Source organism: Streptomyces sp. NPDC094143 (assembly GCF_040303825.1).
Taxonomy (GTDB): domain Bacteria; phylum Actinomycetota; class Actinomycetes; order Streptomycetales; family Streptomycetaceae; genus Streptomyces.
Window position 1 is genome coordinate 77,915 of sequence record NZ_JBEOTZ010000027.1, and the last position, 15,887, is coordinate 93,801.

Here is a 15,887-nt window from a genome sequence, read left to right on the forward strand (position 1 = left end):
AACGCTCATGGGACGTTCCTCGGCCGGAAAGATCGACGTTGACGCGGCCACGTCCGGCACGGCGACAACACCGGTATGCGTGTCGTCATCGTGACCGAATCCTTTCCCCCCGACGTGAACGGCGTGGCCCACTGCGCGCTCCAGACCGCCCGGCACCTCGTCGAGCGCGGTCACGCCCCCGTCGTCGTGGCCCCGGCCCCCGCCCCGGGGAACAAGCCCGACGCGTCCGCCCCGTGCCCCGTCGTCCACGTCGCCTCCCTCCCGCTCCCCGGCTACCCCCAGGTCCGCGTCGCCCTCCCCAGCCGCCGCCTGGCCGCCACCCTCGTCGAGCACCGTGCCGATGTCGTCCATCTGGCCAGCCCCTTCGTCCTCGGGGTGCGCGGCATGGCCGCCGCCGTCCGCCTCGGCATCCCCGCCGTCGCCGTCTACCAGACCGATCTGGCCGGATACGCCCGCACCTACATGGGCGCCGGAGAGGCCGCCGCCTGGCGGCGCATCCGTTCCGTCCACGGCGCCGCCGACCTCACCCTCGCGCCCTCCAGCGCGGCCCTGCGCGACCTGCGGACCCACGGGGTGCCCCGGGTCGAGCTGTGGCCGCGCGGCGTGGACACCGAACGGTTCCGGCCCGACCGCCGCGACGAGGCCCTGCGCCGCGAACTCGCGCCGAACGGCGAGCTCATCGTCGGCTACGTCGGCCGGCTCGCCCCCGAGAAGCAGGTCGAGCTCCTCGCCGGCGCCTGCGGCCTGGACGGCGTCCGGGTCGTGATCGTCGGCGACGGACCCAGCAGGCCCTCGCTGGAACAGACGCTGCCCGGCGCCGTCTTCCTCGGCCGCCGCACCGGTGACGACCTCGCCCGGATCTTCGCCTCACTGGACCTCTTCGTGCACACGGGCCCGTTCGAGACCTTCTGCCAGACCGTCCAGGAGGCCATGGCCAGCGGCCTGCCCGTCGTGGCACCCGCCGCGGGCGGACCGCTCGACCTGGTGGCGCACGGGCACACCGGCCTGCTGGTGCCGCCGCGCGACGCGACCGCCGTGCGGGACGCGGTGCGGGCCCTGGCCGCCGAGCCCGCGCTGCGCAGCGCCTTCGGCGCCGCCGGTCGCGCCACCGTCGAGGGCCGCACCTGGGCGGCCGTCGGCGACCGGCTGATCGGGCACTACACGGACGTGCTCGCCGGGCGCCGGACGGCGGTGGCGGCGTGAACGCGAACACCACCGGCCACCGGTCGCTGCGGATCGTCCGGCTCGCCAACTTCGTCGCGCCCGCCTCCGGCGGTCTGCGCACCGCCCTGCGCGAACTCGGCAGGGGGTACCGGGCGGCGGGCCACGAGCCCGTCCTGGTGGTCCCCGGCGAGCGGACCGGCGACCGCGAGATGGAACAGGGCCGGGTGATCACGCTCCCGGGGCCGCTGCTGCCCGGCACCGGCGGCTACCGCGTCCTGGCCGACAGACGGCGGGTGGCCCGGCTCCTGGAGGAGCTCGCGCCCGACCGCCTGGAGGTGTCCGACCGCACCACCCTGCGGTGGACCGGCAAGTGGGCCCGGCGCGCCCGGATCCCGGCCGTGATGGTCTCTCACGAGACCGCCGACGGTGTCCTGCGCACCTGGGGCCTGCCCGAGGGGGCCGCCCGGCGCGCCGCCGACGCCCTCAACGTCCGTACGGCCCACACGTACGCGCGCGTGGTGTGCACCACCGAGTTCGCCGAGCGGGAGTTCGTGCGGATCGGGGCGCGCAACGTCGTACGGGCCCCGCTGGGCGTCGACCTGGTGCAGCGCCACCCGGCCCTGCGCGATGCGGGCCTGCGGGCGCGGCACGCGCGCGAGGACGAGACGCTGCTGGTGATGTGCTCGCGCCTGTCCGTGGAGAAGCGGCCCGGCACGGCGCTGGACGCCCTGGAGGCGCTGCGGCGGCGCGGACGCCGGGCGGTGCTGGTGGTGGCCGGGGACGGCCCGCTGCGGCCCCGGCTCGAACAGCGGGCGCGCGAGAGCGGCCTGCCGGTCACCTTCCTCGGGCACCTCTCCGACCGTGCCCTGCTCGGCGCGCTCCAGGCGTCCGCCGATGTGGCCCTGGCACCGGGGCCCGCCGAGACCTTCGGGCTCGCCGCGCTGGAGGCCATGGCCTGCGGCACGCCCGTGGTGGCGAGCGCGTCGTCGGCGCTGCCGGAGGTGATCGGCTCCGCCGGGGCCGTCGCCGCGGACCACGGGGAGGCCTTCGCGGACGCCGTGTGCCTGCTGCTGGAACGCCTGGAGACGGACCGCCGCGAGGCCGCACGCGCGCGTGCGGAGTGCTTCGGCTGGGACGCGGCGGTCGACGCGTTCCTCGCCGCCCATGACGCCGCCGTCCCGGTGCGGCCGTTCGTGCCCGGGGGCGTGGCATGAGACCCGTGCCGGGCGAGGGGGCGTCCCGCCGGTGGGAGGGGCCCGTGAGGTTCGTGGCCCTCGGGGACTCACTGACCGAGGGGGTGGGAGACCCGGCGGGCGACGGGTGGCGCGGCTGGGCCGCACTGCTCGCCGCCGGGCTGGGGACGGGAGACGTCCGGTTCACCAACCTCGCGGTGAGCGGGTCACAGACCAGGGACGTGCTGGAACGGCAGCTGCCCACCGCGCTGAAGTTGCGGCCCGACCTCGTGTCCGTCGTCGTCGGCGTCAACGACACCCTGCGCTGCACCTTCGACATCGAGGCCGTGGCGGCCCGGCTCGACCAGGTGTACGCGGCCTGTACCGGACAGGGCGCGGTCCTGCTCACGGCCTGCCTGCCCGACCCGGGCACGATGCTCGGGCTGCCGGGGGCGCTGGCGCATCCGCTGGCCCGGCGGCAACGGGCCGTGAACGCGGTGGTGCACGCCCTGTCCGACCGGTACGGGGCGCTGCACCTGCACGCCTGCGAGGGCGACTGGGTCACCGACCGGGCCATGTGGAGCGCGGACCGGCTGCATCCGGGGGAGCGGGGGCACCGGCAGCTGGCCCTGCGCTTCCACGCGCTGCTCGCGGAGCACGGTCTCGCGGCCGGGCCCGCGCCGTCGCCGGAGCCGGAGTCCCCCGGCCCGACGAGGTCGGCGAGCTGGTGGTGGCTGGCCACGGCGGGCACCGGATGGGTGGCGCGCCGGTGCACGGACCTGCTGCCCCAGCTGCTGACCCTCGCCGCCGACGAACTTGGGCACCGCGCCCGGGGTACGAGTGCCCGGCTGGACCTGCGGGCCTCGGCGGCCGTGTCCGCGGCCCTGGCCGCGCTGTCCGGGGCGGAACAGGCGGACGCGGCCTGACCGGGCCGGGCGTCGTGCCCGAAGGGGCGCGGGGAACTGCGCGAACAACCCCCGCCGTCCCGCGACGGCACATCACCATCGACCTGCCGCCGGGGTGTGCACGCCCGGTCCGGTTCCCTTGGGTCGACCCCGGGCCGGCGCGGCCAGGCCTAGCGGCGGCGTACCGGCACGAACCGCACCGGCGTGCCCGGCATCGCCTGGGCGGCGGCCGGGAGGTCGGCCGGGCGGACGACGGCGATCACCGGGTAGCCCCCGGTCGTCGGATGGTCGGCCAGGAACACCACCGGCCGGCCGTCCGGCGGGACCTGGACGGCCCCCAGCACCATGCCCTCGCTGGGCAGTTCCCCGGGCCGGCCGCGCTCCAGGGCGGGCCCGTCCATGCGCAGGCCGATGCGGTTGCTCGCGGGGGACACCCGGTAGGCGCGGGAGACGAAGGCCCGCACGGCCTCCGGCGTGAACCAGTCGTCGCGCGGGCCGAGTGTCACCCGCAGGACCAGCTCGGCCGGTGGCGCCGGCTGCGGGGCGACGTCCACGCGCGCGTGCACGCCAGCGGGCCGGCCCAGAGGCAGCACCGTGCCGTCGGTGAGGGGGACCGGGCCGAGGCCGGACAGCAGGTCGGTCGAGCGGCTGCCGAGCACCGGCTCGACGGCGATGCCTCCCGAGACGCCCACATAGGCGCGTACGCCCGTAAGGGCCGGACCGATGTCCAGCAGCGCACCGCCCGGCACCCGCACCGGCGCGGCCCAGGCGGCGGGCCGTCCGTCCACCGTGACCCGGCAGGGCGCGCCCGCCACCGCCACTGTGACGTCCGAACGCGGCCGGACGGCACAGCCGTCGAGGGTCGTCTCCAGCACGGCCGCTCCGGGCGGATTGCCGGTCAGCCGGTTGACGAGCTCCGCCGCGGGCCCGTCCAGCGCCCCGGAACGGGGCACTCCCAGGTGAGCGTGCCCGGGGCGGCCCCGGTCCTGCACGGTGGTGAGGGCCCCGGCGCGTACGACGGCGAGTGCGCGGTCCGTCATGACCCCGCCTCGGGGACGAACCGCACGCGCGCGCCGGGCGACAGCAGCGCGGCCGGCACGCGCGCGTGGTCCCACAGCACGGCGCCGGTGGTGCCGATCAGCTGCCAGCCGCCCGGCGAGGAGCGCGGGTAGACGCCCGTGTACGGGCCCGCCAGCGCCACCGACCCGGCCGGGACCGAAGTGCGCGGGGTGGCGCGGCGCGGGACGTCGTAGCGGGGCGGCAGGCCGGTGAGATAGCCGAAGCCGGGTGCGAAGCCGCAGAAGGCGACCCGGAACTCGGTGTCCGCGTGGATACGGGCCACCTCCGGCTCCGGCACACCCCAGTGCGCGGCGACGTCGGCCAGGTCCGGGCCGTCGTAGCGCACCGGGATCTCGATCACGTCGCCCGCGGACGGGGGAGCGGGCGGGAGGTCGGCCGCGGTCAGTTCGGCGGCCACCCGGGCCGGTGCGTCGAGGCCGTCGAGGAGGACCGTGCGGGCCGCCGGGACGATCTCGCGGGCGGACAGCGAGCCCTCGGCGCGGCGCCGCAGCAGTTCCGCGTGCAGAGCCTGGGCCTCGTCGCCCGTGGAGACCTCGACGAGCAGGGCGTCCTCGCCGACGGGCAGCACCTTCATGCGAAGGCCTCCACCCGGACTCCGGAGGACTCCAGCCGCTCACGGACCCGGCGGGCCAGTTCCACCGCGCCGGGCGTGTCGCCGTGCAGGCACAGGGACCGGGCGCGCACCGGGATCCGCACCCCGGACTCGGACACGACCTCGCCGGAGGAGGCCAGGCCCAGGGACCGCTCGACGACGGCGTCCGGATCGGTGATCACCGCGCCCTGCCGGGAGCGGGGCACCAGGGTGCCCGCGTCGGTGTAGGCGCGGTCCGCGAACGCCTCCGTGACGACCGGCAGCCCCGCCTTCCCGGCCAGCTCCAGCAGGCGCGAGCCGGGCAGGCCGAGGACGGGCAGCGCGCCGTCCGCGAGGAGCACTCCGTCGACGACCGCGGCGGCCTGCTCCTCGTCGTGCACGACCCGGTTGTAGAGCGCGCCGTGCGGTTTGACGTAGGCCACCCGGGAGCCGGCCGCGCGTGCGAACACCTCAAGGGCGCCGATCTGGTAGGCGACCTCGGCCGCGAGTTCGGCGGGCGGCACGTCCATCGCGCGCCGCCCGAACCCGGCCAGGTCCCGGTAGGACACCTGGGCGCCGATGCGGACCCCGCGCTCGGCCGCCAGCGCGCACACCCGGCGCATGGTGACCGCGTCCCCGGCGTGGAAGCCGCAGGCCACGTTGGCGCTGGTGACGACGGACAGCAGGCGTTCGTCGTCGGTGAGGCGCCAGCGGCCGAAGCCCTCGCCGAGGTCGGCGTTCAGGTCGATGCAGGCCATGAATCCAGTGTCTCCTGTCAGGCCACGCGGTACTGCTCGTCGCGGGCGTCGGTGAGGAACATCTGCCCCGGGGCATGGGTGAGGGCGAACGGCGGACGCGAGGCCATGACGGCGGCCTGCGGGGTCACCCCGCACGCCCAGAAGACCGGGATGTCGTCCGGCTCGGCGTCCACCGGGTCGCCGAAGTCGGGGCGGCCGAGGTCGCCGATGCCGAGCCCGGCGGGGTCGCCGCAGTGCACCGGGCTGCCGTGCACCGCCGGCAGCAGGCTGCTCTCCCGGATCGCCGCCGACAGGTGCCGGGGCGGCACCGGCCGCATCGACACCACCAGCGGCCCGTGCAGCCGCCCCGCCGGACGGCACTGCCGGCTCGTCACGTACATCGGGACGTTGCGGCCCTGCTCGACGTGGCGGATCGGCACGCCCGCCTCGCCCAGCGCCCACTCGAAGGTGAAGCTGCACCCGATGAGGAACGTCACCAGGTCCTGCCGCCAGTAGCCGCGTACGTCGGTCGGCTCGTCCACCAGCTCGCCGTCCCGCCACACCCGGTAGCGCGGCAGGTCGGTGCGCAGGTCGGCGCCCTCGGCGAGCACGGTCGTCCAGGACCCGGCGTCCGTGACGTCCAGGACGGGGCACGGCTTGGGGTTGCGCTGGCAGAACAGCAGCATGTCGTAGGCCCAGTCGGCGGGCACCGAGATCAGGTTGACCTGGGTGTGGCCGCCCGCGACCCCGGCCGTGGGGCCGGTGAGGCCGTCGCGGAAGCGGGCCCGGGCCGTTTCCGGGCTCCACGCGCGCGCGTGCTCGTCGACCAGGACCACAGGACGGTCCCCGGCGCTCGTGCGGTTCACGTGAGCTCCTTCCCGCGCGTCTCGGGCAGCCCGAGCAGCGCCAGTGCCGCGATGCCGTAGCCGATCGCGCCGAAGACCAGCGCGCCGCCCACGCCCCAGCTGTCCGCCAGGAAACCGACCGTCGTCGGGAACACGGCACCCACCGCGCGCCCGGTGTTGTACGTGAAGCCCTGCCCCGTGCCGCGCACCGCCGTCGGGTACAGCTCGCTCAGGTACGAGCCGAAGCCGCTGAAGATCGCCGACATGCAGAACCCGAGCGGGAATCCGAGCACCAGCAGCAGGGTGTTGGCGCCGCTCGGGATGTTCGCGTACGCCAGGATGCACAGCGCCGACAGCAGGGCGAAGAGCCAGATGTTGCGCCGCCGGCCCAGCTTGTCGGTGAGGTAGCCGCCGGTGAGGTAGCCGATGAAGGCGCCCGAGATGAGGAACGTCAGATAGCCGCCGGTGCCGACGACCGACAGGTCGCGCTCGGACTTCAGATACGTCGGGACCCAGGTGGCCAGCGTGTAGTAGCCGCCCTGGACGCCGGTCGACAGCAGTCCGGCGAAGAGCGTCACCCGCAGCAGGCCGGGCCTGAAGATGGCCTTGAACGAGCCCTTCTCCGCGCTCCGTTCGCGTGCCGCGGTCGCCTCGGGCGCGTCGTGCACGCTGCGCCGCAGCCAGATGACCAGCAGCGCGGGCAGCGCCCCGGTCCAGAACATGATGCGCCAGGCCAGGTCGTCGCCGGCCAGCGAGAAGATGACGGTGTAGGCGATCACGGCCATGCCCCAGCCCACCGCCCAGGAGCTCTGGATCGCGCCGAGGGTGCGGCCCCGGTGCCGTGCGCTCGCGTACTCCGCGACCAGGATCGCCCCGACCGCCCACTCGCCGCCGAAACCGAGGCCCTGCAGGGCGCGGAAGACCAGCAGGGTCTCGTAGTTGGGCGCGAATCCGCAGGCGACGGTGAAGACCGCGTACGTGATCACCGTGATCATCAGGGCCTTGACCCGGCCGATGCGGTCCGCGAGGACGCCCGCGAGGGCGCCGCCGACCGCGGACACCACCAGGGTGACCGTCGTGAAGAGGCCCGTCTGGCCGCTGTTGAGGCCGAAGTAGGCCGACAGCGCGACCATGCTGAGCGGCAGCGTGAAGTAGTCGTAGGAGTCCAGGGCATAGCCGCCGAAGGCGCCGGTGAACGCGCGGCGGCCGCGCGGGCCCAGGGCCCGCAGCCAGCCGAACGCCCCGTCGTCCGGGGTGCGTTCGGCGGACGCGGGACGTGCCTCGTCGGTCAGGGCCTGCGGTGGAGGGGTCGTGCTCATGGGCACCTCGCAGAGGGAGGACGGAGGGTGCTTCGGGATGAGCGGGCGGCAGCGGTCGGCGCCGCGGTGGGGAAGCGGCGCCCTGCGTAGCACCGTAGAGGATTGTTCAACGATCCCTCAATACCCATGTTGGTTCGTTCTTGGGATCTGCGATTGAATTCCAGGCATGGCAGAGCAGCTGAAGGACCTCGCCGACGACCGGGCCCTCCTCGGGCGCACCAGCACCGCGGAACGGGTCTCGGACATCCTCAGGAGCCGCATCGCCGAGGGGTACTTCCCGCCCGGGACCCGCCTGTCGGAGGACAGCATCGGCGGCGCGCTCGGGGTCTCCCGCAACACGCTGCGCGAGGCGTTCCGGCTGCTCACCCACGAACGCCTGCTCGTCCACGAGCTGAACCGGGGTGTCTTCGTGCGGGTGCTGACCGTGGAGGACGTCGAGGACATCTACCGCACGCGGCGACTGGTCGAGTGCGCCGTGGTCCGGGGCCTGGGGGAGCCGCCGTACCGTCTCGACGGGCCGGCCGCCGCCGTGGCGGAGGGTCGGCGCGCGGCCCGCGAAGGTGACTGGAAGGGAGTGGGTACGGCGAACATCCACTTCCACCGGGAGCTGGTGGAGCTGGCCGGGAGCGCACGCACGGCCGAGCTGATGCGCAGCGTCTTCGCCGAACTGCGCCTGGCGTTCCACGTGGTGGACGAACCGCAGCGGCTGCACGAACCGTACATCGCGCGAAATGTCGCGATCCTTCAGGCCCTTGAGGCCGGGGACCGGGAACAGGCCGAGCGCCTGCTCGCCGGTTACCTCGACGACTCGCTGGAGCGGGTCGTGGAGGTGTACCGCCGCCGCGTCGGAGAGGACGGCTGAGCACCGGGCCGCGCGGAGGCCAACGCGTCGTTTGGGCCGATGTCAGACCCAGGACCTAGTCTGTGCACCGTGACTTCGCCTGCATCGACGGACAGCGCTCCGCCCCAGCTCAGCGCGGGGCCGCGCCCCGCACCGGGGCCGGCCGCCGACGAGGGCCTGGCGCGGCGCCTGCGCGCGCTCGCCTGCACCGCCCCGCTGCACGACCTCGACGCGCGCAAGGCCAACCTCGCCGGCGAGTACTCGGTGTACGGCATGGCGGAAATCGCCCTCGCGGCCATCGACCTCGTCACCCTGAACATGGACTTCGACACGGGCGCGGACCACGACCAGGTCGTCGCCCGCCTCATCCCGCGCGTCGCCGCCCAGGCCCCGCAGCGCCCCGCCGCCGAGCACGAGCGGGTGGCCCGCTGGGTCCTGGAGAACCTGATCAACGTCGGCAGCGTCGACCGCGGCTTCCGCGCCGTGTACGGCACGTTCGGGGCGGACGGCACGTACGTGCGCCGGGACTACGACTTCAAGCTGATCGAAGAGGTTCCCGGCCCGGGCGGCACGGTGTACCTCCGCACGACGGACGAGGCGGTCAACGTCCTCGTCGGCGCTCTCGACACGGACGTCACCAGCGCGCAGATCGCCGCCGAGGTCAAGCTGGAGGTGCTGATCAGCCGCGGCCGGCTCGCCGACGCCCAGCTCGCGGCCGAACAGGCCCGCTACCGGACCGTGCAGTACTCGGAAACGCTGCGCAAGGCCCTGGACGCGACCCGGCGCAACGTCCGCGCGGTCGACTGGCTCAGCGCGGTGCCCGACATGATCGCCGAGGCCCTTGAGCACGTGGCCGACCGCTACCGGCACGAGAACGCGATCCTCACCAACATCCGCAAGGCACGCGACGAGTCCGAGGACCCGGAGCACAAGCGCCGCGCCGCCGAGCTGGTCGACATCGTCAAGGACTGCATCCGGCGGCACACGCAGCTGCAGTCCCGGCTGCTGGAGGCCGGGCCGCTGTTCCGCGCCGAGCAGGACCGGCAGGCCTTCGCGACACCGATGACCACGTCGGGCATAGACCTGTACGGGCATCTCCTCTCGCCGGTGCTGCCGTTGCCCCTGGAACAGGCCGTGCGCGTCACGGACGCCTTCTTCGGGCGCGGCACGGGACTGCGCACCCCCGTCTCCGTCCGGATCGGTGACCTGGTCGACATACTGCTGACGCCGCCGGTGGAGCGGGAGCACCTCGGCGCCGAGATGCCCGAGCCGGACCTCATCGCCACGCCGGACGACAGCCGGTTCAGCGAGGAGCAGCTGGCGGCGGCGCAGGAGCTGCTGGACCTGCCGGCGGACGCGCCGCGCCGGTTGTCCGGGCTGCTGGCCGAGGCCCGGCGGCAGGACCCCGAGCTGCCGTACCTGGTGGCGCTGCTGGCGGTGCACGCCGCGAGTCCGCCGGTCGGTACGGCCTACCGGCAGGGGGAGCAGAGACTGCTGTTCGCCGTGGACGACGGGACGGAACTGGACGATCCGGAGTTCGGCGGGGCCGACCTGATCGTCGGCACCGCACTGCTGGACGCGGCGGGGATGGCCGCGGACCGGACGGAAGCGGCATGAGCCGGCACGGAAGCAGCACGAGTCAGTACGAGTGGCACGAGGAGTCCCGACCGTGAGCGAGCACGTCGAGTGGAGTGAGCCGGAGGGGACGGTCCCCGCGGCCACCGCCGCCGTCACCCCCGCCGACGCCGCCGACGCGGCCCGGCTCGTCTCCTTCGGGCTGCAGCCCAAGCTGCAGCCCGCCCGCGACCAGGAGTACGCGGACCTGCTGCGGCGCTACCGCGAGGACCCGCCGTTCGCGCGGCTCGCCGACGCGGTGGCGACCGGGCTCGGCCTGATCGTGCTGGAGGTGTCCCCGCGCGCGGGCATGGCCGTGACCGCCGCCGAGGACTCGGTGTTCGCCGTCCGCATGGGCGACTACGCGCGTCGCACGTCCGCCGACGGCGGCGACCGGTTCCTGCACGGACTGGCCCATCTCGCCGTCGCCGCCATGGCGTTCCCCCGCCCCGAGGACCTCGCCGACGACGGCTACATCGGCCGCGTCACGGTCAACGGCGTCGACGCCTTCGTGCGCCAGGCCTGCCGCCGCCTGGAGGAGCGCGCCGCCGAGCAGGGCGAGAACACCGACCCGGTCAGCGACGCGCCCGGCCTGGAGGCCGCCTGGCGGATCTGGGTGCGGCGCAGCGCCACCGGCGCCACCAAGGACGCCCGCCGGCTCGCCGGTTCGACCACCGGCATCGTCGCCAAGGCCGTCGCCTTCCTCACCGACTCCGGCTTCCTCCAGCGCACCGGCGACGACAACGGCGGCACGTACCGCACCACCGCCCGCTACCAGCTCCAGGTCCGCGACATGGCCGGCAGCGTCGCCCTGGGCGAGCTGCTGGACCTGGGCGTCGTCCCGGTCACCGACGGCACGCCCACGCTGCTGCCCCCCGAGGAGAGCGACGACCTGGATCTGGTCGCCGACGCCGGGCTGCCGTTCCACTCCTCCTGAACTCCCCCCACCTGTCGAAGACTTACGAGAGTCCGCCATGTACGAGCTGTCCCGCGTCCGCCTCTACTCCATCGGGCCCGCCGGTGCGCGCTACGCCGACACCGTGCTCGACCTGCGGGGCGTGGGCGACCTCGTGCCCGACCCCGCGCCCACCCAGGCGGAGTTCTTCGAGGACGAGCCGGTCGGCCCGCCCCGCCGTCCCGCGCCCGCGGGCGTGCTGTTCCTGGAGAACGGCGGCGGCAAGTCGGTGCTGCTCAAGCTGATCTTCTCGGTGATGCTGCCGGGCCACCGCAACACCCTGGGCGGCGCCAGCTCCGGCGTACTGCGCAAGTTCCTCCTCGCCGATGACTGCGGACACGTCGCGCTGGAGTGGCAGCACGTGCTGACCGGCGAGTGCGTCGTCGTCGGCAAGGTCAGCGAGTGGCGCGGGCGGCAGGTCTCCAACGACCCGCGCAAGTTCGCCGAGGCCTGGTACTCCTTCCGGCCCGGGCCCGGGCTGAGCCTCGACAACCTTCCCGTCGCCGAGTCCACCGCCGTAGGGCCCCCGATCGAGGGCCAGTCGGGGGCGCGCGGACGGCGCCGCACGATGAAGGGCTTCCGCGACGCCCTCACCGAGGCGGGCAGGACGTACCCGCACCTGGAGGTGCACTGGGAGGAGATCCACGACCGCTGGATCGAGCACCTGGGCGACCTCGGCCTCGACCCCGAACTCTTCCGCTACCAGCGCGAGATGAACGCCGACGAAGGCGAGGCCGCCGGCCTCTTCGCGGTCAAGAAGGACGCCGACTTCACCGACCTGCTGCTGCGCGCCGTCACCGACACGCGCGACACCGACGGGCTCGCCGACCTCGTCAGCGGCTTCGGCAACAAGCTGGGCCGGCGCGCCGAGCTGATCGCCGAACGCGACTTCACCGCCGGCTCCGTCGACCTGCTCGGACGGATCGTCGAATCCGCCGAGGCCCGCTCACGCGCGCGGGACATCCACGCGGCGGCCGAGCGCCGCACCCGCACCCTGGCCCGCAGGCTCTCCGCCCGCGGCGTGCAGGAGCGGGCCCGCGCCGCCGACCTCGCCCAGCGGGTCACCGCCGCCGCGTACGCCGTCACGCACGCCGAGGCGGCCCGCGAGCGCAGCGCGCTGATCTCCGCCGAACTCGCCTACCGGCACGCCTCCCTGGCGCTCGCGGCCGCGGAGAAGTCCGCCGCCGCGCAGAAGCGCGAACTGGCCGACGCCCGCACGCTGTACGCGGCCTGGCAGGCCGCCGAGGCGGTGCTGCGCCACCGTGCGGCCGCCGACCGCGTCGCCCGCGTGTCCGCCGCCATCCAGGAGGCCGAACGCGACGCCGCCCCGGCGCTGGCCGCCCGCGCCAAGGCCGCCGTCGACCTCGTCCGGGCCCTGCACGCGGCCGCCGAGAAGGCCGAGCACCACGCCAACGAGGAGGAGGAGCGCTCCGCCGCCCTCCAAGAGGTCAGCGACGCCGCCTACCGGGACTCCACCGCCGCCGCCACGCAGGCGCAGCGCGCCCGCAGCGAGATCGGGCACCTCAAGCAGCGCCTGGCCGAGGTCGAGCAGGAGACCGCCGAGGCCGTCCGGGCCGGCTGGCTCGACGACAGCGCGCCGGACGCCGACCCGGCCCGCGCGGCCCTCGCCGCCAGCGACGCCGAGAAGACCGCCGTCGCGGCCTGGGATTCCGCCCGCGAGGCCTCCCACCGCGCCACGGAGCACGCGCGCGAGGCCGCCGCCACCGAGACCCGGGCCGAACTGACCGCGGCCCGCGCGGCCGACGCGGCCACGGCCGCGGAGCGGGCCTACGAGGCCGAGCGCCGCACGGCCGAGGCGCTGGCGGGGGAGGAGCGCCTGGCGGAACTCCTCGGCCTGACCCCCGGGACCCGCCCGGGCATCCCGCAGCCCCGCCACGGCACGGACAGCGAGCCGACTGCCCGGCCCGCCGCCGGCGAGCAGGGGCTCAGCCCCGAGGAACTCGACCGCAGCGCCGACGACCTGCGCGTCCTCCTCGACGACGCCGTCTCCTCCGCCGAACGCCAGCTGTTCGACCTGCGGACGGCCGCCGCCGACGACGCCCGCATCCTCGGCGCGCTCGGCGACGGCGGGCTGCTGCCGCCCGGCCCGGACGTGCTGGCCACGGTCGAGTTCCTCGGCGAACACGGCATCCCCGCACTGCCCGGCTGGCGCTACCTCGCCCAGGCGGTCGACCCGGCCGACCACGCGCGCGTCCTGGCCGCCCGGCCCGAACTCGTCGACGGCGTGATCATCACCGACCCCGGCTCGCACGCCCGCGCCCGGGAGGCACTGGGCGACGCGGCGCTGCTGCCCCGCTCCGCCGTGGCCGTCGGCACCGCCGCCGCCCTGCTCGCCCCGACACCCGCCCCGGACACCGACGACGGCGAGGTGTTCCTCGTGCCGCCGAACCCGGCCATGCACGACGAACACGCCGCCGACGAGGAGCGGCAGGCGCTGCGCGCCCGGGCCACGGAGCGGGACGAGGAGATCCGCACGCTCGCCGCCCGGCTCGGCAAGGACCGCGAGCTGGCCGCCCGGCTCGCTTCCTGGCGCACCGGCTGCCCGGCCGGCCGGCTGACCGAACTGGCCCGGGCGGCGCACGACACCCGCGCGTTCGCCGAGGAGGCGGAGGCCGAACTGGCCGAGGCGCGCACCGTCCGGGCCGAGGCCGACGAAGCCGCCGCCGAGGCCGCCCGCGTCCGGGACGAGCGGCAGGAGGCCGCCCAGAAGGCACGCCGCTCCGCCGACGCCCTCGCCGGGCTCGCCTTCCGGCTGCGCGAACGGGCCGGCTGGCAGGTCAAGCTACGCGAACTGGCCGACGAGGCGGCCGAGTCCGAGGCGGGCGCCCAGGCCTGCCTGGAGCGGGCCCGGGCCGCCGACGAGGACCGGCGTGCCGCCCAGCGCGCCGCCGACGACGCCCGCCGCACCGCCCGCGCCCTGCGCGCCGAGCGCGCCGAGATCGCCGGCGCTCCCGACGACGTGCCGCGGGACGACGCCGACGCCCCCAAGGCGTCCCTGCCCGCGCTGCGCGAGGCCTACCGGGCCGCCTCCCAGCTGTACGAGAAGGTCGGAGTGGGCGCCGACCTGCGTGCCGAGCAGGCCCGTGCGGAGAGCGACGAGAGCGCGGCGCGCGCGGAGCTGGACCGGCTCAGCAACAAGGTCCGCACACGCGCTGAGCAGCTCCTCGAATCCCCCGACGGCTCCGACGGACCCAGCCGCCAGGCCGCCGCCGCCCGGGCCGAAGAGCTGGTGCAGCTCCTGGAGACCCGCATGTCGACCGCGAGCGAGCAGCTCGGCCGGCTGCGCGGCGAGGCCGAACGGCTCGCGCCCGAGGACGGCGAGGCCCACACCGACCTGCCCGAGGAGCTCCGGCCGCGTGACGCCGAGCACGCCCAGACCCTCCTGCGCACCGCCACGGCCGAACTCGCCTCCCACACCGAGGCGCTGAACCAGGCCCGCGAGGCGCACGCCGAACTCCTCGACGCTCACCACGCCGCAGAGGACGCGGCGAGCGGCTTCGACGAGATCGCCGCGATGCTCCGCGACCTGCTGCGCGAGCACGGCACCGAGGAGGAGCAGGAGGAGACCGAGCCCTACCCCGGCAGCCCGGAGGAGGCCCGGCAGTCCGCCGCCGAGGCCCGCCGCTCGCTGCGCGGCTGCGCCGCCGACCTGTCCGCCGCCGAGGCCGCCGTTCGCGAGGCCAGTGACGTCCTCGTCCGGCACGCCAACTCCACCCGCTACGAGCAGGTCCGCACCCCGGCCCGGCAGCAGATCCGCGAACTGCCCGCCTCCGCGCTGCCCGAGCACGCCCAGAAGTGGGCGGACGCCTTCGCGCCCCGCTTGCGGGTCCTCACCGACGAACTGGCGCAACTGGAACGCAACCGCGACTCGATCGTGGACCGGCTGCGCGGCCTCGTCGAATCGGCCCTGGCCACCCTGCGCTCCGCCCAGCGGCTCTCCCGGCTGCCCGAGGGCCTCGGCGAGTGGTCGGGGCAGGAGTTCCTGCGCATCCGCTTCGAGGAGCCCGACCAGGCCACGCTCACCGAGCGGCTCGGCGAGGTCATCGACGAGGCGACCCGCGCCGCCGTGAAGAAGAACTCCGACCTGCGCCGCGACGGCATGTCGCTGCTGCTGCGAGGCGTCGCCGCCGCCCTCCAGCCGAAGGGCGTCGCCGTCGAGATCCTCAAGCCGGACGCGGTACTGCGCGCCGAGCGCGTCCCCGTCGGGCAGATGGGCGACGTCTTCTCCGGCGGCCAGCTGCTCACCGCCGCCATCGCCCTGTACTGCACGATGGCCGCGCTCCGCTCGAACGACCGGGGCCGCGACAAGCACCGCCACGCGGGCACGCTGTTCCTGGACAACCCCATCGGCCGCGCCAACGCGACCTACCTGCTGGAGCTCCAGCGGGCGGTGTCGGACGCCCTCGGCGTCCAGCTGCTGTACACCACGGGCCTGTTCGACACCACCGCGCTGGCCGAGTTCCCCCTGGTCATCCGGATGCGCAACGACGCCGACCTCAGGGCGGGCCTGAAGTACATCAGCGTCGAGGAGCACCTCCGCCCGGGTCTGCCGCAGCAGCCCCGGGCGGGGGAGGCGGTGCACAGCGAGATCACGGCGACCAGGATGTACAAGCGGCCCGTGTCCTGAGGGGGTCCTCCCGCACCTGCAGCCCGGGCGCCGGCT

General features: G+C 75.2%; 12 protein-coding genes. 7 read left to right on the forward strand and 5 right to left on the reverse strand.

The genetic code is table 11. From position 1 onward, the window contains the following. Positions 1 to 75: 75 nt before the first annotated feature. Genes ABTZ58_RS28935 through ABTZ58_RS28945 form a run of 3 tightly spaced genes read left to right on the forward strand, consistent with a single transcriptional unit; the run spans position 76 to position 3,262 of the window. Positions 76 to 1,203: a glycosyltransferase family 4 protein gene (locus ABTZ58_RS28935; protein ID WP_351362808.1), complete on the forward strand. Its 1,128-nt coding sequence runs from the start codon at positions 76 to 78 to the stop codon at positions 1,201 to 1,203. Continuing rightward, entirely contained in the window at positions 1,200 to 2,378 is a 1,179-nt protein-coding gene (locus tag ABTZ58_RS28940) for a glycosyltransferase (RefSeq protein ID WP_351362811.1), read from the forward strand. Before ABTZ58_RS28935 ends, ABTZ58_RS28940 begins: the two co-directional genes overlap by 4 nt. Then, positions 2,375 to 3,262, forward strand: coding sequence for an SGNH/GDSL hydrolase family protein (locus ABTZ58_RS28945; RefSeq protein WP_351362814.1), 888 nt, complete (start codon positions 2,375 to 2,377; stop codon positions 3,260 to 3,262). The genes ABTZ58_RS28940 and ABTZ58_RS28945 overlap by 4 nt, the downstream gene beginning before the upstream one ends. 149 nt (positions 3,263 to 3,411) lie before the next feature. Here the strand turns inward: ABTZ58_RS28945 and ABTZ58_RS28950 are convergent, their stop codons facing one another. Genes ABTZ58_RS28950 through ABTZ58_RS28970 form a run of 5 tightly spaced genes read right to left on the reverse strand, consistent with a single transcriptional unit; the run spans position 3,412 to position 7,793 of the window. Then, complete coding sequence (locus ABTZ58_RS28950; protein ID WP_351362817.1) at positions 3,412 to 4,281, reverse strand: 5-oxoprolinase subunit C family protein; 870 nt, start codon at positions 4,279 to 4,281, stop codon at positions 3,412 to 3,414. After that, positions 4,278 to 4,895: a 5-oxoprolinase subunit B family protein gene (locus ABTZ58_RS28955; RefSeq protein WP_351362819.1), complete on the reverse strand. Its 618-nt coding sequence runs from the start codon at positions 4,893 to 4,895 to the stop codon at positions 4,278 to 4,280. Before ABTZ58_RS28955 ends, ABTZ58_RS28950 begins: the two co-directional genes overlap by 4 nt. Further along, positions 4,892 to 5,650, reverse strand: a complete 759-nt coding sequence (locus ABTZ58_RS28960) for a LamB/YcsF family protein (protein WP_351362822.1) — start codon at positions 5,648 to 5,650, stop codon at positions 4,892 to 4,894. The genes ABTZ58_RS28955 and ABTZ58_RS28960 overlap by 4 nt, the downstream gene beginning before the upstream one ends. 17 nt (positions 5,651 to 5,667) lie before the next feature. Further along, entirely contained in the window at positions 5,668 to 6,495 is an 828-nt protein-coding gene (locus tag ABTZ58_RS28965; protein WP_351362825.1) for a putative hydro-lyase, read from the reverse strand. Then, entirely contained in the window at positions 6,492 to 7,793 is a 1,302-nt protein-coding gene (locus ABTZ58_RS28970; protein WP_351362828.1) for an MFS transporter, read from the reverse strand. The genes ABTZ58_RS28965 and ABTZ58_RS28970 overlap by 4 nt, the downstream gene beginning before the upstream one ends. A 166-nt stretch (positions 7,794 to 7,959) precedes the next feature. Between ABTZ58_RS28970 and ABTZ58_RS28975 the strand changes: the two genes are divergently transcribed. The 4 genes from ABTZ58_RS28975 (at position 7,960) to ABTZ58_RS28990 (ending at position 15,851) form a co-directional block, all read left to right on the forward strand. Further along, positions 7,960 to 8,655, forward strand: a complete 696-nt coding sequence (locus ABTZ58_RS28975; RefSeq protein WP_351362831.1) for a GntR family transcriptional regulator — start codon at positions 7,960 to 7,962, stop codon at positions 8,653 to 8,655. Positions 8,656 to 8,724: 69 nt separating this feature from the next. After that, positions 8,725 to 10,251, forward strand: a complete 1,527-nt coding sequence (locus ABTZ58_RS28980) for a hypothetical protein (protein WP_351362834.1) — start codon at positions 8,725 to 8,727, stop codon at positions 10,249 to 10,251. 52 nt (positions 10,252 to 10,303) lie between these two features. Beyond that, on the forward strand, positions 10,304 to 11,185 hold the full coding sequence (locus ABTZ58_RS28985) for a hypothetical protein (protein ID WP_351362837.1): 882 nt from the start codon (positions 10,304 to 10,306) through the stop codon (positions 11,183 to 11,185). Positions 11,186 to 11,222: 37 nt separating this feature from the next. Further along, positions 11,223 to 15,851, forward strand: a complete 4,629-nt coding sequence (locus ABTZ58_RS28990; RefSeq protein WP_351362840.1) for a hypothetical protein — start codon at positions 11,223 to 11,225, stop codon at positions 15,849 to 15,851. The last annotated feature ends 36 nt before the right edge of the window (positions 15,852 to 15,887 follow it).